This is a genomic window from Halomonas sp. MCCC 1A11062, from assembly GCF_021404355.1.
In the GTDB taxonomy this organism is placed as follows: Bacteria; Pseudomonadota; Gammaproteobacteria; order Pseudomonadales; family Halomonadaceae; genus Halomonas; species Halomonas aerodenitrificans.
In genome coordinates, this window is sequence record NZ_JABFTW010000009.1 from 23483 (window position 1) to 44681 (window position 21199).

Consider the following 21199-nt stretch of genomic DNA (forward strand, 5'->3'; position numbering starts at 1 on the left):
CCGGGACTGGCCATGTGCAGATCGCACATGGCGCGGCGAAGACGTATCTGCGGAGACCGCATGACCCTCTTTTCCGAACTCGGCCTGCGTGCCGAACTGCTGAGTGCCGTCGAGGCCCAGGGTTACACCACCCCGACCCCGATCCAGCTCCAGGCCATTCCCGCCGTGCTCAAGGGCGGCGACCTGCTGGCCAGCGCTCAGACCGGCACCGGCAAGACCGCCGGCTTCACCCTGCCGATGCTGCAGCGGCTGGCCGACGGCCCGCGCCCCGGCAAGCGCCAGGTGCGCGCACTGGTACTGACGCCCACCCGCGAGCTGGCTGCTCAGGTGGGCGAGAGCGTGTCCGACTACGGCCGCCACCTTACCCTTACCAGCCATGTCATCTTCGGCGGTGTCGGCCAGCAGCCCCAGGTGGATGCCATCCGCCCCGGCCTCGACGTGCTGGTGGCCACCCCCGGCCGCCTGCTCGACCTGCAGCAGCAGAAGCACGTGGATCTCTCCCGTGTCGAGATCCTGGTGCTGGACGAAGCCGACCGCATGCTCGACATGGGCTTCATCCACGACATCAAGAAAGTGCTGCGCCTGCTGCCCGGGAAGCGCCAGAACCTGCTGTTCTCGGCGACCTTCTCCGACGAGATCCAGGCCCTGGCCGACAAGCTGCTCGACAATCCGGCGCGCATCGAAGTGGCTCGCCGCAACACCACCGCGGAAACAGTCGATCAGGCGATCTATCGTGTCGACCGCGAGAAGAAGCGCGAGCTGCTGGCGCATCTGATCAGCCAGCACGGCTGGCATCAGGTACTGGTCTTCACCCGTACCAAGCACGGCGCCAACCGCCTGGCCGAGCAGCTCTCCAAGCAGGACATCCCGGCCATGGCCATCCATGGCAACAAGAGCCAGTCGGCCCGCACCCGTGCGCTCTCCTCGTTCAAGAGCGGCGATCTGCAGGTGTTGGTGGCCACCGATATCGCCGCCCGCGGCCTGGACATCAGCGAGCTGCCTCACGTGGTCAACTTCGAGCTGCCCAACGTGGCCGAGGATTACGTCCACCGTATCGGCCGTACCGGCCGTGCCGGCAGCGAAGGTCAGGCCATCTCGCTGGTCTGCGTCGACGAACACGGCCTGCTCAAGGGCATCGAGCGTCTGATCAAGCGCGATCTGGAGAAGCGCATCGAGCCCGGCTTCGAGCCCGATCCCAATGCCAAGCCGGAGCCGATCGAGAACGGTCGCAATCGCCGCGGCGGACGCTCGGGACAGCCACGCCAGGGTGCCGGCAGCGGCCAGACAAGCCAGCGCAACAGCAGCGGAAATTCCGCCAACGGCGACGCTCAGGCGCCGCGTCGCCGGCGCAGCCGCGGCCAGCGCACGCGTCGCGCCTGACGGCCAGGCTTGGTCGAAAGCGGCGATTGTGGGATCGTATACGCCCAACTGAACAGTCGGCGGTCTGGCGTAACACGACCTGGAGTAACACTGTCTGGCGTAATGGCGTAACTAGGAGACGCGCGCATGCTCAAATGGCTGACCGGAAAGCAACCCATTCCGGTCTGGGTCATCAAGCAGATCGATGACAATCTGCTGCACCTGTGCGGCCAGGGCAGCATCGAGCCACAAGCCAAGCGCAGCAGTGTCATCGAAGATCTCCATGCCGGCCGCTACCAGGGTGCAGTCAACATGGCGGGCGGCGGCCTGGTGCTCAACGCCAGGCTGTTTGCCGCCCTGGTTCCGCTGGAAGCCCTGCAGTTGGACGAGCAGGGCCATGCCCACTGGCAGGGGCGCCGCTGGTACGTGGCACAGGCACCGCAGCGCTGCTGGACTTTCGAAGGCCGACTCACCCCTCAGCGGCAGGTATTCAACGACCAGGAGCAGTTGGTCAGCGTGGAAGACGTCTCCGACATTCGCCGCCAAGTACAAGGCGCCACCGACCCCGGCCAGGTCAACTTCGACCCTGCCGGGGTCAACGAGCACCCTCTGATCGCCCGACGCGATGAAGACGAACCGTCTGCACCACACCGCTCCAGCATCCGCTCCGACAAGTGGCGAGGTCATGACGACTGAGGCCAGACTCGACTCGCGACGCATCGCCCTGTTTCTCTTTCTCATGGTACTGGTCGGTCTCAACCTGAGGCCGGCCCTGTCGTCGCTCGCCCCCCTGTTGGTGCGTGTCCAGGCCGATACCGGCCTGACGCCGCTGGCAATTGGCGCGCTGACCACGCTGCCGGTGCTGTGCCTGGGGATCTTCGCGCCCCTGGCGCCTTGGCTGGCCAAGCGGGCAGGTCCCGAGAACACCCTGGCCCTGGCGCTCGGTATATTGATCGCCGGGCTACTGCTGCGTGGCCTACCCACCCTGCCGCTGCTGTTTCTCGGCACCCTGTTGGCCGGGGCCGCCATCGGTATCGCCGGCACGCTGTTACCGGCCCTGGTCAAGCGCGAGCTTCCCGGCGGCGCGGACCTGATGACCGGCGTCTACACCATGGCGCTGTGCCTGGGTGGCGCCCTTGGCGCCGGCCTGAGCATTCCGCTGGCCGATCTGCTGGGCGGCTGGCGCTTTAGCCTGATGAGCTGGGGGCTGCTGGCGCTGCTGGCACTGGTCGCGTGGCTGACGCTGATGCCACGTGCTCCTCACTCCCAGGTTGCCACCGCTACCGGCGGCAGCATGCGCGAGCTGCTCGGACAGCCGCTGGCCTGGCAGGTGATGATCCTGATGGGAAGCCAGTCCTCATTGGCCTACATCGTTTTCGGCTGGCTGCCCACACTGCTCCAGGCGCGTGGGTACAGCGAGGCAGAGGCCGGCTGGATGATGGGCGCCTCGGTGATGGTGCAGCTGATTTCGGCGCTGGGTGCACCCTGGCTGGCACGCCTGAGCCGCGACCAGCGACCGGCACTGCTGCTGGTACTGGGCTGCATCGCGGCGGGGCTGTGGCTGCTGCTCCAGGCCGGCGAGAACTGGCGCTGGCCCGGTGTTGTGCTGCTGGGGCTGGGTCAGGGCGGCAGCTTCAGCCTTGCCCTCAGCCTGATCGTACTGCGTACGGCCAACTCCCGTCTGGCCGGCAAGCTCTCCGGCCTGGCGCAAGGCGGCGGCTACACCCTGGCCGCCATGGGGCCGCTGGCAGTGGGGGTCCTGCTGCAGCTCGAAGTCGGCATGTCGACCATGACCGGCGTACTGCTCTCCATCGTCGCCGTGGCCGCCGGCTTCGCCCTGCTGGCCGGTCGCAATCGGCGTCTCGACGTGGATGCCGAGGGGCGTCTGGTCACTCGCTGACTCGCGGGCTCATACCCTGCGTTGCGACCAGGCCACCCCACCCAGGATCAAGCCCATGGCGATGAGATGGTTCCACTCAGGGCGCTCGCCCAGGAACAGCGCCCCGATCAACACCGCCCAGAGCGGGATCAGGTAGTTGATCATCGACAGGAAGGTGGGTCCGGCGGCGGCCACCAGAGTGAAGTAGATGACGCTGCCCAGCGCGGTGCAGATCAGCCCCAGCACGGCAACGGCCCATAGCGCTGCGGGAGACAGCACCGGCATGGCGGGCGTGTCGATGGGCCAGGTGATGACGGCCAGCGGCAGCGTCAGCAGCCAGGCCATGGCCAGCACCAGCGCCGAGGTCGACCAGGGGTCGCTGGCCGGCTTGTGGCGAGAAACGATTGCGTTAACCGCATAGCACACCGCCCCGCCCAGCACGGCCAACTGGGCCAGCAGCGTCTCGCCGCGGCCGCCCAGCTCCCGCAGCGCGGTGGGGCCGATCAGCAGCAGCACCCCCGCGAAACCGATCAGAAAGCCCACCAGGCGCCGCGGCACCATGCGCTCCCCGCTCACCAGGAAATGCGCCAGCACCAGGGTCAGCAAGGGCATCACGGCCATGAGAATGCCCGCCAGCCCGCTGTCGATACGCTGCTGCCCCCAGCTGATCAGCAGGAACGGCATCATGTTGCCGACTACGGCGATGGCCAGCATGAAGCCCCAGACTCGCGGCCCGCGCGGCCAAGCGCGGCGCAGCCCCCAAACCAGCAGCAGCAGCCCGGCGGCGGCGATGGCGTTGCGCCCAGCCACCAGCATCGCCGGCGTCATCTCCGCCACGGCGATTCTCGTCAGCGCGAACGAGCTGCCCCATACGATTGCCAGCGCCACCAGCAACAGCCAGTGCGATGCAGGCCGCGCCATGCCCTCTCCCCCTTTGATTCATTGATCCCGGTCAAACACTCCACCTTACCAAGCCGTGCTAGCCTTTCTTCACCGATACATTCTCTCACGCAGGGAAACAATGGACGAGACGGCCGAGGTGGTGTTTCACGCACGTGGCTTGAAGCGCTTCTATCAGATGGGCGAAATGACCATCCAGGCGCTGCGCGGCATCGACCTCGAACTGCATGCCGGCGAACTGGTGGTCATGCTCGGCGCTTCCGGCTCGGGCAAGTCGACGCTGCTCAACATCCTTGGCGGACTCGACAGCCCCAGCGAAGGCACGCTCTCTTATCACCCCCGCCGCAGCGAGGGCTCACATGAACCCCCGAGCCTGAACCTGGCCACGGCCAGCCAACGCGAGCTGACGAATTTTCGCCGCCACCACGTGGGCTTCGTGTTTCAGTTCTACAACCTGATCTCGAGCCTCACGGCGCGGGAGAATGTCGCCGTCGTCACCGAGATCAGCCGCACTCCTCTGCCCCCGGAAGAGGCTCTGGCGCTGGTGGGGCTGGAGCACCGGCTCGACCACTTCCCTTCCCAGCTCTCGGGTGGCGAACAGCAGCGAGTGGCCATCGCCCGCGCCGTGGCCAAACAGCCCGAAGTGCTGCTGTGTGACGAACCCACCGGCGCTCTCGATTTCCAGACCGGCATCCGCGTGCTCGAGGTACTCGAACGCATCAATCGGGAAACCGGCACCACGGTGGCGATCATCACCCATAACGAGGTCATTGGAGACATGGCCGATCGCATCATTCGCCTGCGCGACGGCAGGGTCGATGACTGGCAGGCCAATGCGCAGCGGCGCCGGCCGCAAGAGCTGCGCTGGTAGCCGCGGCCTGTGCCATGAAGACACTCGACCGCAAACTCTATCGCGACCTGTGGCGCCTCAAGGGCCAGGCGCTGGCCATCGCGCTGGTCATCGCCAGCGGCGTCATGACCCTCATTCTGGCCGTGACCACTCTGGAGTCGCTGACGGGCGCCCGCGACCGCTTCTACGCCAGTCATCACTTTGCCGAACTCTTCGTCGAGCTGAAACGCGCCCCGCTCGGCCTGCAGGCACAGCTGCAACAGCTCGAAGGGGTCAACCTGATCGAACCCCGGGTACGCGCCGCGGTGCGCCTGGCGGTGCCAGGCTATGGCGATCCCGTGCGCGGTCAGTTGCTGTCATTGCCCGACGGACGCCAGCCACTGCTCAATCATCTGTATCTGAAGGCGGGTAGCCTGCCGGAAGCCGGCCGCGACGATCAGGTGGTGGTCTCGGACGCCTTCGCCGAGGCACATGGTCTAGCGCCGGGGGATCGACTGGAAGCGATCGTCAACGGACGCCACACCCAACTGACGATATCCGGCATCGGCCTGAGCCCTGAGTTTCTCTACCAGGTAGCCCCCACGGACCTGATGCCGGACTATCATCGCTATGCCGTACTATGGATGAACCAGCGCGCCCTGGCCCAGGCCTACGGCATGGAGGGCGCCTTCAACAGCCTGACCCTGACGCTGCAAGCCGGCGCCAGCGAAGCCGAGGTGGTCGATGCCCTGGATCTGGTGCTGGCCCGCTACGGTGCCATCGGCGCCCAGACCCGCCATGACCAGCAGTCACATCGCTTCATCGAGGAGGAGCTGAACCAACAGCGCATTACCGCCACGGTGCTGCCGGCGATCTTCCTGACGGTATCGGCCTTTCTGCTCAACGTGGTGATGGGGCGCATCATCCAGACCCAGCGCGAGCAGCTGGCCGTACTCAAGGCCTTCGGCTATCGCGACAGCGAGCTGGCCCGCCACTACGGCCTGTTGGCAGCGGCCATCGTCCTGCTCGGCTGGGTCGTGGGGGTTGCCCTGGGAAGCTGGGCGGCCAGCGGTCTGGCGGGCATCTATCGCGAGTACTTCCGCTTTCCCGAGATGCATTTCGGCGTGCCGCTCTGGGCACTGGCGCTGTCGCTGCTGGTGACCCTGCTCGCCGCCCTGGCCGGAACCTGGCACGCCGTATGGCGAGCCGTCGGTCGCCCACCGGCCGAAGCGATGCGTCCGCCGGCACCGCACCGTTTTCGCCGCAGCTGGCTGGAACGCCTGATTCCGGCGCCACTGCTGGGCAACGAAGGACGCATCGTGCTGCGCAATCTCGCCCGCCATCCGCTCAAGGCCGCCTTCTCGGTGGTAGGGATCGCTCTCTCGGCGGGGCTGCTGGTGATCGGTGCCTATCAGCTGGCTGCGGTCGACACGATGATCGACCAGCAATACCGCCAGGTGCTGCAGATGGACATGGAGCTCACCTTCAACGAGCCGACACCGGCCCGCGCCGCCGGCGAGCTGCGCCACCTGCCCGGCGTGCTGGCGGTGGAGACCTGGCGGCGGGTGCCGGTGACCTTGATCCACGCTCATCGTCAGTATCGCACCAGCCTGCTGGGCATGGCGCGGGAGCCGGGCATGCGCCAGGTACTCGATGGACAAGGCCGCCCGCAGCGTTTGCCGGAAACCGGCGTGATGCTGACGCGCCATCTTGCGGAGCTGCTCGACGCGCAGGTCGGCGACACCCTGGAGGTAGCGGTCATGGAGGGGCGTCGGCAGCGCTTGTCGCTGCCGTTGACGGCGCTGGTGGATGAACCGCTGGGCGTCGGCGCCTACCTGGAGCTGAGCGCGCTCAATGCCCTGATGCATGAAGGCCCCGCCATCAGCGGTGCGTGGCTGCTGGTGGATGCCGAGCATACGGCCGACCTGCATGCCGCCCTGTGGGAGCTGCCGAGAGTGGCCTCCATCGGCCTGCTGACCGAAGCCGAGCAAGGCGTTCGCGAGTACATGGACGAGACTCTGCTGATGGTGGCGGTGATCTTCGTCGGTATCGCCTCCTCCATCGCCTTCGGCGTGGTCTACAACAATGCCCGCATCGCCTTCGCCGAACGCGCGCGGGAGCTCGCCACCCTGCAGGTACTAGGCTATACGCGTGCGGAGGTGGCGAGGATACTGCTCGGCGAGATCGCCCTGCTCACCCTGGCAGCGATTCCTCTGGGCTGGGCCATCGGTGTCTTTTTCAGTCACCTGCTGCATCGGGCCTTCAGTCACGATCTGTTCCGCATACCGCTGGTCTTCACACCGCACACCTTCGGCTTCGCCGCGGCGGGTGTCCTGGTCGCTTCCCTGCTGGTCGCTGCGCTCGTCTTCCGTCGGCTGGGTCGCCTGGACAAGATTCGCGTGCTCAAGGCCGTCGAGTAACGGTCGCACAATGCATTCATGGGGGATGGAATGAATAGACGCCGCACCTGGATCCGCTACCTGCTCTGGATCCTGCTGGGGACCGGCTTGCTCGGCATGCTGGCATGGGCACTGCTCCCCTCGCCCGTACCGGTCAACACGGCTCACGTCAGAGTTGGTCCTTTCGTCGACTCGGTGGTCGAAGAGGGACGCACCCAGCTGCGTGAGACCTGGAACGTCTCGGTTCCCATCGCCGGCTATCTGCAGCGCGTCGACCTGGAGGTGGGCGACAGCGTCGAGGAAGGCGCCGTGCTGTTCCAGCTCGAACCCAGCCCCGCACCGGCACTGGACGTGCGCACACGGCAGCAGGCCGAGGACAATCTGCAAGCCGCTCAGGCCCGTCTCCAGGCTGCTCAAGCCAACCTGGAAACGGCCCGCGCCGACCGCCGTTTTGCCGAGGCCGAGTATCAGCGCTACCGGCAGCTGCACCAGCGCAACCTGATCTCCACCGCCGAACTGGAGCAGCGCCAGAATCAGCGCGACCGGCTGCGTGCGCTGGAAAATTCCGCGGCTTCCGGCGTCGAGGTGGAGAGCGCCCGGGCCCTGCTGGCCGTGGCCATCGGCCAGCGCAGCGAGGCGGATCAGCCGGTGCTGCAGGTGCACGCTCCGGTTTCCGGCCTGGTGCTGACTCGCTATCGCTGCTGCGAGGGCAGTGTGAGCGCCGGCGAACCGATCCTCGAACTCGGCCGCCTCGCCGACCTGGAGATTCAGGTCGACCTGCTCTCGATGGATGCCGTGAGGCTACACCCGGGGCTCGACGTCGTGATCACCGGCTGGGGCGGTGAGCCGCTGGCCGGCAGCGTCAGGCGCATTGCGCCCGCCGGGTTCACGCGCACCTCGGCATTGGGCGTGGACGAGCAACGTGTACCGGTGATCGTGGACTTCGCCGGCGAACTCGACCGCGGCGAACTGGGCATCGGCAGTGGCTACCGGGTCGACGTCGAGTTCGTGATCTGGGAAGCCGAGGAGGTGATGCAGATTCCCACCAGTGCACTGTTTCGCCACCGGGGCGAGTGGGCGGTCTTCGTCATCGAAGAGGGGCGCGCCTCGCTGCGCAGCGTGGAGACGGGTCGCCGTCAGGGCCTGGTTTCACAGATCGTTGCCGGTCTGACGGAAGGCGAGGTCGTGATCACGCACCCCGGCGAGCGGGTGAGCGAAGGCATCCGCGTTGCACCAGATGAGTGAGATCGAACGCAACACTGGGTATGATCGTTATCAGGGCGCCTTGCCATGCCCGTGACGAACGCCATCTCCAGGAGCTGCCATGATCGCCCCCCCTTTTGCCGACCGCCCCGTACTGGTGCTCTACACCGGTGGTACTCTGGGAATGATGCCCAGCGCCGAGGGTCTGGTACCGGCTGGCGACATCGAAACCCGACTGCGACACGCTCTCGACGGCCTGCCACCGAGCCGCCGGAGTCAACTGCCCGAATTCGTGATCCATTCGGTGGCCGCTCCCATCGATTCCAGTGCCGCCACACCCCTCGACTGGCAGCGACTGGCGGCAACCATTGCCGATCGCATAGGCCACCATGCCGGCATCGTCGTACTGCATGGCACCGACACCCTCACCTGGACCGCCTCGAGCCTTGCCTTCCAGTTGCAGGGCCTGGACCGGCCGGTGGTGGTCACCGGTGCCATGCATCCACTCGAAGCCGAGGGTAGCGACGCACTGGCCAACATCGAACTGGCGCTGCGCTTTGCCGCCCGGCCAGAGCTGCAGGAAGTCGCCGTGGCCTTCGCTGGACACCTGCTGCGTGGCGTACGTTCGAGCAAGACCCACAGTGAGAACGACGACGCCTTCGCCAGCCCCAACTATCCGCTGCTGGGTGAGCAAGTCGGCGAAGATGTCGTGCTCTATCCCGCGCGCTGCCTGGAAACCCAGCAGCGCGGTGCGCCGCGCTTCGAATTGCCGGACTATTCACCGCTGGCCGAGGGGGGAGTGGCACGTATCGCCCTGTGGCCAGGCATTCAGGCATGGCAGTTGGAAGCCTGGCTGGGCGACGACAGGGTCCAGGGCGCTCTGCTCGAAGTGTGGGGTGGTGGCAACATCCCACCAGACCCCGAGTTGATTGGCGTGCTGGCCAAGGCCAGCGGTGAGGGCAAGCTGCTCGCCGCGATCAGCCAGTGCCGCTGGGGCAGCATCGCACCCGGTCGTTATGCCGCCGGCCAGGGCCTCATCGAGGCCGGGGTGCTCTCGGGCGACGACATGACGCCCGAGGCCGCCATCGCCAAACTCGTGCACCTGTTGGCACTGCCGCTGGATACCGCCGAGCGTCGCCGGTTGTTTCTCACCCCTCTGGTGGGTGAGCGCTGAGTCTCGGGGGGCGGTGAGCGTCGCGCCGCCCTAGGCTGGCGTTCCACCGCCACCGGGCTAAGTTGAGTGTAACGAAGCGAAAGCGTCCGAGGAGTCATCATGGAACATCCCGTACATCCCTTCACCGAGCTATTCGAGCAGCTCGGCCTACCCTCCGACGAGGCCTCGATCCAGGCTTTCATCGAGCGACATTCGCCGCTGCCACCAACGCTGGCGCTTTATGAAGCGCCCTTCTGGAATCAGGCCCAGGCAGCCTTTCTTCATGCAGCACTCGAAGAGGATGCCGACTGGGCCGAAGTGGTCGATCACCTCGACGCATCGTTGAGGAAGGATTAACGACTCAAACGCTCGTCCCAAGGGCATTCTGCTAATCTTGGCGCGATAACAATCAGAACACTCTCAGGCGGGGAACAGTATGCCGATCGATAGGATATCGACTGCGGAAGCCTCTGGCATTACCAAACCCGTCGATCTTGATATCCCCCCTATACCGGAAGCCCTGCTTTCACGCCTGGCCGACTGCCGCATACTGCCCAGCCTGCCGGCCGCAGCGGCCCGCGTCATTACCATTGCACGCTCCCCGGAGCCTCGACTCGCCGATTACGCCCGGATCATCGAACAGGACCCGGCACTTACCCTGCGGCTGTTGTCCATGGCCAACAGTGCCTTCTACGCGCGAGGCGGCAACCCGGTATCCAACTGTCTCGATGCCGTTTCGCGCATCGGTCTGGACGCCACCCTGTCGGTTGCCCTGAGTTTCGGCCTGCCCAAGCACAGAAGCGACAGCGGGCTGGATCACGAATACCTTTGTCAGCGTGCCATCATTGCGGCCACTGCCGCCCAGGAGCTGGCCGAACACCTGTGCCCCCACGAGGCACCTCAACTGTTCACCACGGCACTGCTTCAGGACATCGGCATCCTCACCTTTGCCGCCGTCGATGGCGACCTCTACATCGCCAGCATTCCTGACATACGCCAACACCAGCGCCTGAGCGAGGTAGAGCTCGAGTGTTACGGCTGCGACCACGCCCTGGTCGGCGCCTGGCTCGCCGCCAGTTGGGGAGTGCCGGGAACGATTGCCAAAGGCATCATCGACAGCCACGGCCCGCTGGTCGACGGCGATGCACGCAAGCTCTGCCTGCGGCTCTCCTGCCGTATTGCCGACTGTTGGCTCGCTGCCGATTCCGCCTCTGCCTTCAGCGCCCTGCTGCGCCAGCTCGCTTCACTGGCCTCGCTGGACATCGTCATGCTGATGACGGTAATGCAGGAGCTTCAGCACCGCCTGCCTTCTCTGGCTCGATTGTTCGAGATCACCTGCCCCCCCGCCATCGACAGCACGCACCTGCTCGCCGAAGCCAAGGAGCTGCTGTTCGAGCAGAACCTGCGCATGACCCTTCGCCTGGCCGAGCAGCAGCGGGAGCTGGAGGCGCTGCATGCCAGCCACGTCGTGCTGGACGAGCAGCACCGTACCGATCACCTCACCCAGCTGGCCAATCGCCCGTGGCTGGAGAAGCGCCTCGCGCAACATTTCGAGCTGGCCAAGCATGCTCATCAGACGCTCTCGGTGATGTTCATCGATCTGGACCACTTCAAACGCATCAACGATCGCTTCGGGCATCGCTTCGGCGACGAAGTGCTGATCCATTTCGCCGCGGCGCTGAGCAACATGGTGCGCGAAAGCGATATCGCGGGGCGTTACGGCGGTGAGGAGTTCCTGGTGATCATGCCCAATACACGCCGTGAGCAGGCCGGGATACTGGCCGAGCGCATTCGCGAATACCTGGCCAGCCAGCCGCTGACCCAGGCCGAAGGCGAGCCGCTGCACGTCACCGCCTCGATCGGCATCGTCGATATGGAAGACGGGGAGTTCGAAAGCGCCGCCGCCCTCGTCGATGCCGCCGACCAGGCCATGTACGGAGTCAAGCACGACGGCCGTGACGGCGTGGGGCACTATGAGGAGTCAGAGCCCAACGCCTGAGTGGCCGGCACTCGCCTGGCACGTCTCGATTCGTGCGATACACGATACGACACGCCTACGAAAAGGGCGGCCATCGGGCCGCCCTCTTCCGTCTACGGGATGAAATCCCGCAGCGCCTACCCTTTCAGGTCACGCATCAGCAGCGCGAATTCGATGCGCTCCGGCGCGATGGCCTCGCCCGGCACCGGGATGCGCACCACATGGCCCGAGCCCGGTGCCGCCTGGACCGATTCTCCATGCTTGTTCTCGATGTGCTCGAGAGCGAAGCGACGGTTGCCCCCTGGCAGCATCAGCTCCATGCCGTCGCCCACCTCGAAGCGGTTCTTGACCTCGACCTCCAGCATGCCGCGATCCGGATCGTAGCCGGTCACCTCGCCGACGAACTGCTGATGCACCCCGACCGAATTGCCGCGCTCGTAGTTCTGGTACTCGTCGTGGACATGGCGACGATAGAAGCCTTCGGTGTAACCGCGGTTGGCCAGATTGTCGAGTTCGTCCATCAGGCGCATGTCGAAGGGTCGGCCGGCCACGGCGTCGTCGATGGCACGACGATAGACCTGAGCGGTGCGTGCCACGTAGTAGTGCGACTTGGTGCGGCCTTCGATCTTGAGCGAGGTGACACCCATCTCGGTGAGCCTAGGCACGTGCTGGACGGCGCGCAGGTCTTTGGAGTTCATGATGTAGGTGCCGTGCTCGTCTTCGAAGATCGGCATCAGCTCACCGGGGCGAGTGGCGTCCTCGATCAGAGCGGAAAGCTCGTCCTGGCCTTCCACACCGCCGGCCGTCGCCGTGCTGTAGTTCGTGCTACCGCTGCCCGAAGCGATCAATCCGTTCTGGCCGGGCGTCCACACGCCGCTTGCGGCATGGGCCGCGGCGGAGTTGGCCGGTACCAGATCGCCGGTCTCGTCCTGGGCCGCCGCCACGGTGTTGTACTTCCAGCGGCAGGCGTTGGTGCAGGTGCCCTGGTTGGGGTCGCGGTGATTGAAATAGCCGGAGAGCAGGCAGCGCCCCGAGTAGGCGATGCACAGCGCACCGTGGACGAAGGTCTCGATCTCCAGCTCCGGGCACTCGGCGCGGATCTCGGCGATCTCTTCCAGCGAGAGTTCGCGCGACAGGATGATACGGCTGATGCCCTGCTTGTACCAGAACTTGGCCGCCGCCCAGTTGACCACGTTGGACTGCACCGAAAGGTGGATCACCTGCTCCGGCCAGCGCTCGCGGATCATCATGATCAGGCCCGGGTCGGACATGATCAGAGCATCGGGGCCGGCTTCGATCACCGGCTCCATGTCGCGCAGATAGGTCTTGAGCTTGCTGTTGTGCGGCGCGATGTTGGAGGCCACGTAGAACTGCTTGCCCCGATCGTGGGCGTAGGCGATGCCCTTGTGCAGGTTCTCGACCTTGAAATCGTTGTTACGCACGCGCAGCGAATAGCGCGGCTGGCCGGCATAGACGGCATCGGCGCCATAGGCGAAGGCGTAGCGCATGTTCTTGAACGTCCCCGCCGGGGAGAGCAGTTCGGGAGCTTTCATTGGAGTCACCGTTTTCAGGACGATGCAGCACTGCGCCATTTCCGCTGTCGACAAAACGCTTTGCTGTCGGCGAAACGCAGGGCTGAGATAGAGGGGCAGGAAGTCTAGCAAGTGGGTGGGGCTCTGGCCAGCGTTCGCTCCAACCGGTAGACTGGGCCGCGCCGGACCGGATCCCGGTGCCCTGCCGCAGGCGGGGAGCGAAAAATTCTCCGATACAGAGCCTTACCATGACCCAAGCGACCCCACGCTCCACCGTCGTGATCTACTCCGGCGGCATGGACTCCTATACCGTACTCCACCGTGCCCTGCGTGAAGGCCTGAACGTCACGGCCCTCTCCTTCGACTATGGCCAGCGCCACGCCCGCGAACTCGAGATTGCAGCGCGCGTCTGTGAAGAGCTTGGCGTGCCGCATCAGGTGGTCGACATTCGCGCCATTCACGGCCTGATCGACAACTCGGCGTTGACCGATGCCAACCGCGAGATGCCCGAGGGCGACTACGGCGAGGAGAACCTCTCCGCGACGGTGGTACCCAACCGCAACATGATCCTGCTCTCGCTGGCCATCGCCAAGGCGGTCAATGTCGGCGCCGAGCGTGTCGACTACGGCGCCCACGGTGGCGATCACGTGCTCTATCCCGACTGCCGGCCCGAGTTCGTCGAGGCCATGAACGCGGTGGCCGGTATCGCCAATTTCTCGCCGGTCGAGATTCATGCGCCCTACCTGCGTGCGAGCAAGGCGGAGATCCTGGCCGAGGGCCTGGCCATGGGCCTCGATTACGCCAAGACCTGGACCTGCTACCGTGGCGAAGCCCTGGCCTGCGGGCGCTGCGGCAGCTGCCGCGAACGCCTGGCGGCCTTTGCGGCCAATGGCCAGACGGACCCGCTCGAGTATGCTGTCGATGCGCCACGACTCGACCTTGCCAAGGGAGGCGTCTAATGTATCACGTCAAGGAGGCGTTCTACTCGCTGCAGGGAGAAGGTGCACGGGCCGGACGCGCCAGCGTGTTCTGCCGCTTCAGCGGCTGCAATCTGTGGTCGGGGCGCGAGCAGGACCGGTCGAGCGCGGCGTGCAGTTTCTGCGATACCGACTTCGTCGGCACCGATGGCCAGAACGGCGGACGCTTCGCCAGCGCCGAAGCTCTGGCCAACCACCTGACGGCACTGTGGCCCGAGGCAGGCGGTGTGGCGACCCCCTATGTGGTCTTTACCGGCGGCGAGCCGCTGCTGCAGCTCGATGCGGCCTTGATCGCCGCCATGCATGCCCGCGGCTTCGAGGTCGCGGTCGAGACCAACGGCACCCTGCCCGCTCCGGCGGGCATCGACTGGCTATGCGTGAGCCCCAAGGGTGCCACGCCCCTGGCGCTCACGTCGGGTGATGAACTCAAGCTGGTCTACCCCCAGCAGGCGGCGCCGCCTGAACGCTTCGCCGAACTCGCTTTCCTATACCACTTCCTGCAGCCCATGGACACCACGGCGTTGTCCGCCAACGACGAGCATATGAGCGCCACCGTGGCCTACTGCCTGGCCCACCCTCTGTGGCGACTATCGCTACAGACACACAAGATCACGGGGATCGACTGATGACGCTGTTCGTCAACCGCCTGACTCAACTCGACTCCTCGCTGTGGTGCCCGCAGCGGGGTCTGATCGGCGTCAGCTGGTTCGTCGACGCAGAGCTCGACGGTGAACTCGGCGAAGACGGCATGCTGTTCGACTTCGGCCACGTCAAGCCGTGGATCAAGTCGCGCCTGGATGCCAGTGCCGACCATACGCTGCTGGTGCCGATCCGCGCCCCTGGCGTCGAGATCAGCGAGTGCAGCGAAGGTATCTGCGTACGCGCCTCGCTGCCCTATGCCATGGAGGTTCGTGCACCGCGCCAGGCCTTCACCCTGCTGCCATGGCAGCAGATCGAGCCCGAACGGCTTGCCGATCACCTTGCCCGTGAGCTGATGAAGCGTCCGCCGCCGCGTGTCAGCGCCATCCGCCTGCGCCTGCGCCCGGAGGTGATCGAAGGCGCCGCCTATACCTACAGTCATGGCCTCAGGCACCATGGCGGCAACTGCCAGCGCATCGCCCACGGCCATCGCTCACGCTTGCACATCTGGCAGCGCGGCCAGCGCTGTCCGGCGCTGGAGGCCCACTGGGCAGAGCATCTGAACGACCGCTACCTGGTGGACAAGGCCGACATCGTCAATCGACCCGAGCCGGAACTCCGCCGCAGCCTGACCAGCCGCTACCGCGCCGAACAAGGCCGCTTCCAGTTGCGCCTGCCGCTGGAGCGCTGCCTCGTGCTCGACACCCCGACCACCATCGAGCACATCGCCGTCTGGCTGGCTCGGCAGATCGCCGCCGAAACGGGAACCACCACTCGGGTGCAGGCTTTCGAGGGAATCGACAAGGGTGCGATAGCCGAGGCCAAGCCGTGAGCCCAAGGAGCGAAGCCTCAACGGCAATTCGGGAGGCGGGTTGCCGCCCTGGTTGCGGCGCATGCTGCATCGCGCCTTCGATCAGCTCGCCGATACCCGGCATGCCCCACGGCAAGCCGGCCCAGGTACGCTGCATCCAGCTCGACGAGGGCAACCTGTGTCGCCTGTTCGGCGACCCTCGCCGCCCCAAGGTGTGCGAGAGCTTCGCCTTCGACCGCGAGCTCTGCGGTGAGAGCCGCACTCAGGCGCTGCAGCGCATCGCCCTGCTCGAGTGCGGCACCACCGCCTAACCGTTACCTGCGACCACCCGGTCCTTGACTCCACTCACTTGAGGCAGTGGGCGGTCGAGCAAGGTACGCCAGCGAATCAGTACCGGCGCATCGCTGTGGCTCACGCTATCCAGCAGGATGCGGAACTGCTCGCGCACAGCCTCGTCACGGCAGTCGATGAACGACAGCCATGCCTCCAGCGCACACAGCTCCTGATGGCGATTCTCATGCTGGCGGGCGCACTCCAGCGCCTGTTCGACCAGCAGCCTCACCTCTTCCTTGGGCCGACCCAGCCGGTCGCGTACATGAGCCAGCTGAACCGCCAGTTCGGATACGAACAACGTGCTGCGCTCGCGGGCAATCATCAGGCACTGATCGAGGTAATCCTCGGCGCGGCTGAGCTCGTCGAGAGCCAGGCAGGCATCGCTGTACCACAGATTGGGGCGATGATAGCGGTCGCGCCCGGTGATTTCGCCCAGCTCCTCCTGCGCCAACTCCATCATGGTCAGACCGTCGCGATCGCCCGACAGCGCTCGGCGCCAGCCGAGGATTCCCTGGGCCGACACCTGCCACAGGTGCAGATCGGGCGTCTCGGTCAGTGCGACGGCCTGCTCGGCACGGCGAGCCGCCAGATGCACGTGACCAAGCTGCCGGTAGAGGGCGGCGGCGAACAGCAGCGCCATGGCCAGTGAGCCGGGATGCCCGATGCGCTCGGCCAGGCGAATCGCCGACTCGACCTGCTGCTCGGCCCGCCGGTAGTCGCCGCGCAGGCAGATGGCCCAACCCTGGAAACAGGCGGCAGCCACCTGGGGGTGTTCGGAGAACGGCAGCCACTCGATCATCATCGGCTGCTCGAGTGGTGCGATTTCGTCGAGATGTTCGAAGGCCTGACGGATACGTCCGGCCCAGTACTCGCAGTTGGCCCGGGCATAATCGGCCAGACGCTGATAGCGAGGGTCTTCGAGCTTACCGGCGATCGTTGCCAGGCTGGCGGCGAGCGAGAAGGCGTCGGCATGGGCATGACGCTGGCTGCATCCCACCCACAGCCCCCACTTGACCAGGAAGGCCTGCTCCAGATCCTCCGCGTCCTCAGCGTGACAGCCCTCGTGCTGCACCAGCAGCTCACGGGCACGGACGAAGCTCTCGTGGGCGGTCGGCGAGCCATGCCCTTCGAGGGCAAAGGCGGCCTGACCGCGCACGGTCAACAGGCTAATCTCGCGCTCGGCCTGGTTCTCCACGTGACGCAGACTGGCCAGACCGAAATCGGCCATCTTCAGCGCGGTGCGGTTGGCGCTGACCTTGAGCGCTTCCCGCGCCGCCAGTTCGAAGTAGCGAGCACCGCGCGCGTAGTGGCCGCTGCGTCGCAGGTGGGTGGCAAAATCGCCTGGGTGACGGCCGATCCACATCGGGAAACGCTCCTCGATGAGGCTGACCACCTGGCGGTGGATGCGCACCCGCACGTCACGGGGGCAGGAGAGGTAGGCGGCCTCCTGCAGCAACTGATGGCTAAACTGGTATTCGCGGCCGCCGCCCTCGCCGCCCGCCGGTTCGATGATCTCCAGCCGGCGCATCTGCTCCAGCGCACGATTGAGCTGGGTCATGTCCCAGCCGCTGCATTCAGCGAGGAAATCGAGCCGGAAGCGACGCCCCAGCACCGCAGCCACATGAGCCACTTCGCGGTCGCCGTCGAGCTGGTCGATGCGCCCGGCGAGCAGCCCCAGCAGACCTCGGGGGAGCTCATCGAGATGCACCATCCGCCCCTCGCGACGATCCATTTCCAGGCGCCGGCAGATTTCCTGCATGTAGAGCGGCACGCCGTCGCAGCGCTCGATGATCTGCCCGCGCAGCCGTGGGCTGAGATGCAGCCGGTAACGTCTGGCCAGCTGCGACAGCAGCCGCGACGACTGCATGGCATCGAGATGTCCCAGGGTGATCTGCTGGTCCCAGTGCAGGCGGGTCGGCAGCGCCTCGCGGCCATGATGGCTGGCCACCAGTAGGAAGGCGCAGTTGATCGGCAAGCGTGCCTGCAACCCTGCCAGCACTCGGAAGGAGGGCTCATCGAGCCACTGCAGGTCGTCGACCATCAGCACCTGGGTGCGCTCGATGGCCTGACGCTCGATGACGCGGCAGAGCAAGGCCACTACCAGATCGGCCGCCTCACCGCTCTTGGCCAGTTGCGCCACCTCAGGCGACTCGCGTACGCCCAGCGCCTCTTCGAGCAGACCCAACTGTTCCGCACTCAGCGACAGATCGACCTGAGCGACCAGCGCCTCGAGTGACGGCTGGTCGAGCTTGCCTTCCAGATGCCAGCGCAGCAGCGTACGCGCCACGCCGTAGGGCTCCAGCACGGAAAGCCGCGTGGTGGGCTGCCAGCAGATGGCAGCATCGCGGCTGAGTTCGAGCTGGCGGAAGCCGACCATCAGGGCCGACTTGCCCATGCCGGAGGCGCCGCGGACCAGCACGCTCTGGCGCAGGCCGATGCCGGCCCGGGCCAGGGCATCGCGCAGCACCCGCAGCGACGACTCGCGCCCCACCAGACTTGGTGGCATGGCATCACGTCCGCCCTCGTTATGGCCCAGCACCAGCGCCCGCAGGCGCACCCGACCGTCGCTCGCCACCAGCCGCGACGACAGCCGCGGCTGCAGGTCCAGCGCAGGCGGCATGTGCTGACTCGCCTCCTGAGAGATCACCAGTTCGCTACCCTCGGCAGCGCTCATCAGTTCCAGCGAGCCCTGGGTCACCTGCCCCAGAGGATCGACCAGCTGGCGCTCGGGCAGATAGACCACACGACCGCTGTTCAGGCCGGCGGCAAGCTCGATGCGCGGCGGCTCGTCCTCACCGCTCCAGTGCCGGCTCACCTCGTCGGGCAGCACGCGGCGGCAGTGTTCGTAGAGCGCCACCAGCTCGGCAAGCTGATGGGCCGGGCCATGGGTGCCGAAACAGGCCAGACCCAGCCCACCTGTAGCCCCGGGCAGCCAAAAACCGCCCAGGTGATGACACTGCTGCTCCAGCCAACGCATGAGCTCGATCTGCAGCGCCAGGCAGGCGCGGGTCTCGTCACGGGCGGAAAACTCGCCTTTGACCCGCAGCCGAATGGCCATCACCGACAGCTGGCGCTGTTCGATCTCGTCTTCACGCAGCGGAGAACTTCCGTGGGCCAGGGTGCGCGAGAAGGCCCCCTGGGGCGACAGGCTCTTCAGATCGGGAGTTCCGTCCGACCAGTAGCGTGCCAATTGAAGAAAGTTGGGCTCAGGCTGCTGGCCGGAGAGCGCCAACAGTTGCAGGTAGGCGTTGTACTGTTCGTGGGCGGCGGCCAGTTGGCCCTGCTCGGCAAGCTGGCGCACCAGCCGCTCATGGAAGGGCCCATAGCCGGAGAAACGGCTGACGAGGGTCTGCAACAGAGGGTCGGGCACTTCATCGTGGCGCTCGAGCACGCCTTCGGCGAAACGGATCACGCGCTGGCGCCACTCGTTGCGCAGCTGGACCAGCCAGCGCTGGAACTCGGTACAGGCCGGCAGTTGCAGCTCCTCCACCAGATCGCCCCGGTAGCGCCGCAGCAGGCATTGGAGCGTCTCCACGTCCTGTTCGCCTTCCAGCAGTTGTTGCAGCTCGCGCAGGTCGAAGCGCCAGCTGTCCGGCCGCCGGAAGGCGATGGTCTGGCGTGACACGACCAGCACGCGCTCCGCTTCCTCGCCCAGGGATTGCCTCAAGCAGTGGAGCGCGTGACGCAGGTTGGTACGACCGGAAGAGAGCCCCTGGTCGGGCCACAGCAGCTCGGCCAGGCTGGCCCGGTTGACCGGCTGATGATGGAGCAGAAGATAGACCAGCAGCGCCTTGACCTTGTCGTAGCTGAACTGGGTCAGTACGTCATCACCCAGTGCCAGCGAGAACTGGCCGAACAACGCCAGGTGATCACACTCACTGTTCTGCACGATATCTGAAGCGTCCTGCATGACGGAACCCTGCATGGCGAAGTGGCGGCGTCAGGCCGGCACGCCACTATGGAAACGAAACGCCGTGTCCGGCGTGACTATTAGTTGTGCTTCGCATTCGGCAAAGAAATCCACCCGCTTGTCAATGGGATCTTTCGCAAGATGCCGGGCCAGCATCAGATAATCCTCGAAATGCCGGCCCTCTGACTTGACCAGCGAGCGATAGAATCGGGCCAGTTCGGTGTCGAGGTGGGGTATCAGCCTGGCGAAACGTTCGCAGCTTCGCGCCTCGATGAATGCCCCGATGATAAGGATATCGACAAGTCGCTCCGGTTCTTGAGGGCGAACGTGGCTACGTAGCGCTTCGGCATAGCGTGACGCACTCAGATGGCGGTATTCGATGCCGCGCGCCTCCATCAGCTTTACCACCTGCTCGAAGTGCAACAGCTCCTCGCGGGCGAGCTGCGACATCTTGGTCAGCAGCAGGGGTTGGTCGACATAGCGGTAAAGCAGGCTCATCGCCGTGGAAGCGGCCTTCTTCTCGCACTGGGCGTGGTCGATGAGCAGCAGATCGGGGTTCTTCAGCGCCCACTCGACCCACGCATCGGGCGTGGGGCAGGCGAGAAAGGCGAGCAGGCTCGGCGGCAGCTCGACGTCATGGGGCGCTTCGAGAGTCTCGGACATGGTTCAGGCTCGGTATTCCTGGTCGTGCGAATCATGGGGAAGCGGCGGGTACTTGCTCGAGGCCTGACGCTCGCCAGCGGCCTCGAGCAGATGCTCGCCCAGGCGGACATACAGCTCCGCCGCACTGAGTTCGGCGACCCCCTCCAGAGGCTTCAGGCCATAGCGCGACAGATCGCGAATACGATCGCGCCCGACCCGCAGCAGTTCCACCGCCCGCGACAAGGACGGCTGCTCCGGGCGAAAGCGAATGCGGTAGCGGCGCAGCTGCGCCTCCAGCATGGCCTCGTCGATGACCTGCAGAAAGCGCCCGGCCACTCGCTCGCGCAGAGTATCCAGTTGCGCCATGCGCAGGCTGCGCTGCTCGGCCGTTAGGGCCATCCATTCGCCGATCTCGCTATCCGTTCGCTGACAGCCTCGACATATCGGGTCGCCCAGCGTCGTCGAGCAGAGCCCCACACAAGGTGAGGCGATACGCGCGCACATCACCGCTCTCCCTTCATTTATCGGCCCCATGGTAACGCGCCCCGCCGCGAGTGGCACGTTGTAGTTCGACAACATCGCGGCGACCAAAGTCTAGCGCCCGGCTCAGCGGGCCAACTTAACATTGTCGACAGTTTCCCGTAGAATCGCGGCA

General features: G+C 65.8%; 18 protein-coding genes. 13 read left to right on the forward strand and 5 right to left on the reverse strand.

All coding sequences use genetic code 11. The annotated features are described in order from the left end of the window. Window positions 1–60 precede the first annotated feature (60 nt). The 3 genes from HOP58_RS11520 to HOP58_RS11530 all read left to right on the forward strand — a co-directional run bounded on the left by HOP58_RS11520 (window position 61) and on the right by HOP58_RS11530 (window position 3259). Window positions 61–1380, forward strand: coding sequence for a DEAD/DEAH box helicase (locus tag HOP58_RS11520; protein ID WP_234260339.1), 1320 nt, complete (start codon window positions 61–63; stop codon window positions 1378–1380). A gap of 126 nt (window positions 1381–1506) precedes the next feature. Then, on the forward strand, window positions 1507–2055 hold the full coding sequence (locus HOP58_RS11525) for a hypothetical protein (protein ID WP_234260340.1): 549 nt from the start codon (window positions 1507–1509) through the stop codon (window positions 2053–2055). After that, on the forward strand, window positions 2045–3259 hold the full coding sequence (locus tag HOP58_RS11530; RefSeq protein WP_234260341.1) for an MFS transporter: 1215 nt from the start codon (window positions 2045–2047) through the stop codon (window positions 3257–3259). The genes HOP58_RS11525 and HOP58_RS11530 overlap by 11 nt, the downstream gene beginning before the upstream one ends. A gap of 9 nt (window positions 3260–3268) precedes the next feature. Here the strand turns inward: HOP58_RS11530 and HOP58_RS11535 are convergent, their stop codons facing one another. Beyond that, window positions 3269–4159, reverse strand: coding sequence for a DMT family transporter (locus HOP58_RS11535; RefSeq protein ID WP_234260342.1), 891 nt, complete (start codon window positions 4157–4159; stop codon window positions 3269–3271). Window positions 4160–4259: 100 nt separating this feature from the next. Between HOP58_RS11535 and HOP58_RS11540 the strand changes: the two genes are divergently transcribed. The 6 genes from HOP58_RS11540 to HOP58_RS11565 all read left to right on the forward strand — a co-directional run bounded on the left by HOP58_RS11540 (window position 4260) and on the right by HOP58_RS11565 (window position 11721). Then, the gene (locus HOP58_RS11540) at window positions 4260–5009 is read left to right on the forward strand and encodes an ABC transporter ATP-binding protein (protein ID WP_234254557.1); all 750 of its coding nucleotides are present in this window, start codon (window positions 4260–4262) and stop codon (window positions 5007–5009) included. 14 nt (window positions 5010–5023) lie between these two features. Beyond that, window positions 5024–7387, forward strand: coding sequence for an FtsX-like permease family protein (locus tag HOP58_RS11545; RefSeq protein ID WP_234260343.1), 2364 nt, complete (start codon window positions 5024–5026; stop codon window positions 7385–7387). Between the two features lie 30 nt (window positions 7388–7417). Beyond that, window positions 7418–8611: an efflux RND transporter periplasmic adaptor subunit gene (locus HOP58_RS11550; RefSeq protein WP_234260344.1), complete on the forward strand. Its 1194-nt coding sequence runs from the start codon at window positions 7418–7420 to the stop codon at window positions 8609–8611. A gap of 79 nt (window positions 8612–8690) precedes the next feature. Continuing rightward, complete coding sequence (locus HOP58_RS11555; protein ID WP_234260345.1) at window positions 8691–9743, forward strand: asparaginase; 1053 nt, start codon at window positions 8691–8693, stop codon at window positions 9741–9743. Between the two features lie 99 nt (window positions 9744–9842). Beyond that, on the forward strand, window positions 9843–10079 hold the full coding sequence (locus HOP58_RS11560; RefSeq protein ID WP_010628368.1) for a DUF2789 domain-containing protein: 237 nt from the start codon (window positions 9843–9845) through the stop codon (window positions 10077–10079). A 79-nt stretch (window positions 10080–10158) separates the two neighbouring features. Then, window positions 10159–11721 carry a GGDEF domain-containing protein gene (locus HOP58_RS11565; protein ID WP_010628367.1) on the forward strand — a complete coding sequence of 521 codons (1563 nt, stop codon included), beginning with the start codon at window positions 10159–10161 and terminating at the stop codon, window positions 11719–11721. A 116-nt stretch (window positions 11722–11837) separates the two neighbouring features. Here HOP58_RS11565 and yegQ read toward each other — a convergent pair whose 3' ends face one another. Further along, window positions 11838–13253, reverse strand: coding sequence for a tRNA 5-hydroxyuridine modification protein YegQ (gene yegQ, locus HOP58_RS11570; protein ID WP_010628366.1), 1416 nt, complete (start codon window positions 13251–13253; stop codon window positions 11838–11840). 227 nt (window positions 13254–13480) lie between these two features. Here yegQ and queC point away from each other — a divergent pair, with 227 nt between their 5' ends. The 4 genes from queC to HOP58_RS11590 are packed head-to-tail and all read left to right on the forward strand — an operon-like array spanning window position 13481 to window position 15970. Then, complete coding sequence (gene queC / locus HOP58_RS11575) at window positions 13481–14191, forward strand: 7-cyano-7-deazaguanine synthase QueC (RefSeq protein WP_234260346.1); 711 nt, start codon at window positions 13481–13483, stop codon at window positions 14189–14191. Then, window positions 14191–14835 (forward strand): 7-carboxy-7-deazaguanine synthase, encoded by a 645-nt coding sequence (gene queE / locus HOP58_RS11580; RefSeq protein WP_234260347.1) that lies wholly within the window; start codon window positions 14191–14193, stop codon window positions 14833–14835. Before queC ends, queE begins: the two co-directional genes overlap by 1 nt. Continuing rightward, a complete protein-coding gene (locus tag HOP58_RS11585; protein WP_010628363.1) occupies window positions 14835–15680 on the forward strand; it encodes a 6-carboxytetrahydropterin synthase in 846 nt (281 codons plus the stop codon). Before queE ends, HOP58_RS11585 begins: the two co-directional genes overlap by 1 nt. After that, complete coding sequence (locus tag HOP58_RS11590; RefSeq protein WP_234260348.1) at window positions 15677–15970, forward strand: YkgJ family cysteine cluster protein; 294 nt, start codon at window positions 15677–15679, stop codon at window positions 15968–15970. The genes HOP58_RS11585 and HOP58_RS11590 overlap by 4 nt, the downstream gene beginning before the upstream one ends. Here the strand turns inward: HOP58_RS11590 and HOP58_RS11595 are convergent. Genes HOP58_RS11595 through HOP58_RS11605 form a run of 3 tightly spaced genes read right to left on the reverse strand, consistent with a single transcriptional unit; the run spans window position 15967 to window position 21048 of the window. Then, complete coding sequence (locus tag HOP58_RS11595) at window positions 15967–19902, reverse strand: AAA family ATPase (protein ID WP_234260349.1); 3936 nt, start codon at window positions 19900–19902, stop codon at window positions 15967–15969. The genes HOP58_RS11590 and HOP58_RS11595 overlap by 4 nt on opposite strands. A gap of 30 nt (window positions 19903–19932) precedes the next feature. Then, on the reverse strand, window positions 19933–20565 hold the full coding sequence (locus tag HOP58_RS11600; RefSeq protein ID WP_010628360.1) for a tRNA-(ms[2]io[6]A)-hydroxylase: 633 nt from the start codon (window positions 20563–20565) through the stop codon (window positions 19933–19935). A gap of 3 nt (window positions 20566–20568) precedes the next feature. Continuing rightward, the gene (locus HOP58_RS11605) at window positions 20569–21048 is read right to left on the reverse strand and encodes a DUF1289 domain-containing protein (protein WP_234260350.1); all 480 of its coding nucleotides are present in this window, start codon (window positions 21046–21048) and stop codon (window positions 20569–20571) included. Window positions 21049–21199: the final 151 nt, after the last annotated feature.

Bases quoted from the DNA above. Each gene is read 5' to 3' on its own strand.
- HOP58_RS11530 (WP_234260341.1), top strand. From the start codon at position 2,045: ATGACGACTGAGGCCAGACTCGACTCGCGACGCATCGCCCTGTTTCTC.
- HOP58_RS11525 (WP_234260340.1), top strand. From the start codon at position 1,507: ATGCTCAAATGGCTGACCGGAAAGCAACCCATTCCGGTCTGGGTCATC.
- HOP58_RS11520 (WP_234260339.1), top strand. From the start codon at position 61: ATGACCCTCTTTTCCGAACTCGGCCTGCGTGCCGAACTGCTGAGTGCC.
- queC (WP_234260346.1), top strand. From the start codon at position 13,481: ATGACCCAAGCGACCCCACGCTCCACCGTCGTGATCTACTCCGGCGGC.
- yegQ (WP_010628366.1), bottom strand. From the start codon at position 13,253: ATGAAAGCTCCCGAACTGCTCTCCCCGGCGGGGACGTTCAAGAACATG.
- HOP58_RS11560 (WP_010628368.1), top strand. From the start codon at position 9,843: ATGGAACATCCCGTACATCCCTTCACCGAGCTATTCGAGCAGCTCGGC.
- queE (WP_234260347.1), top strand. From the start codon at position 14,191: ATGTATCACGTCAAGGAGGCGTTCTACTCGCTGCAGGGAGAAGGTGCA.
- HOP58_RS11555 (WP_234260345.1), top strand. From the start codon at position 8,691: ATGATCGCCCCCCCTTTTGCCGACCGCCCCGTACTGGTGCTCTACACC.
- HOP58_RS11595 (WP_234260349.1), bottom strand. From the start codon at position 19,902: ATGCAGGACGCTTCAGATATCGTGCAGAACAGTGAGTGTGATCACCTG.
- HOP58_RS11550 (WP_234260344.1), top strand. From the start codon at position 7,418: ATGAATAGACGCCGCACCTGGATCCGCTACCTGCTCTGGATCCTGCTG.
- HOP58_RS11535 (WP_234260342.1), bottom strand. From the start codon at position 4,159: ATGGCGCGGCCTGCATCGCACTGGCTGTTGCTGGTGGCGCTGGCAATC.
- HOP58_RS11545 (WP_234260343.1), top strand. From the start codon at position 5,024: ATGAAGACACTCGACCGCAAACTCTATCGCGACCTGTGGCGCCTCAAG.
- HOP58_RS11605 (WP_234260350.1), bottom strand. From the start codon at position 21,048: ATGTGCGCGCGTATCGCCTCACCTTGTGTGGGGCTCTGCTCGACGACG.
- HOP58_RS11540 (WP_234254557.1), top strand. From the start codon at position 4,260: ATGGACGAGACGGCCGAGGTGGTGTTTCACGCACGTGGCTTGAAGCGC.
- HOP58_RS11565 (WP_010628367.1), top strand. From the start codon at position 10,159: ATGCCGATCGATAGGATATCGACTGCGGAAGCCTCTGGCATTACCAAA.
- HOP58_RS11600 (WP_010628360.1), bottom strand. From the start codon at position 20,565: ATGTCCGAGACTCTCGAAGCGCCCCATGACGTCGAGCTGCCGCCGAGC.
- HOP58_RS11585 (WP_010628363.1), top strand. From the start codon at position 14,835: ATGACGCTGTTCGTCAACCGCCTGACTCAACTCGACTCCTCGCTGTGG.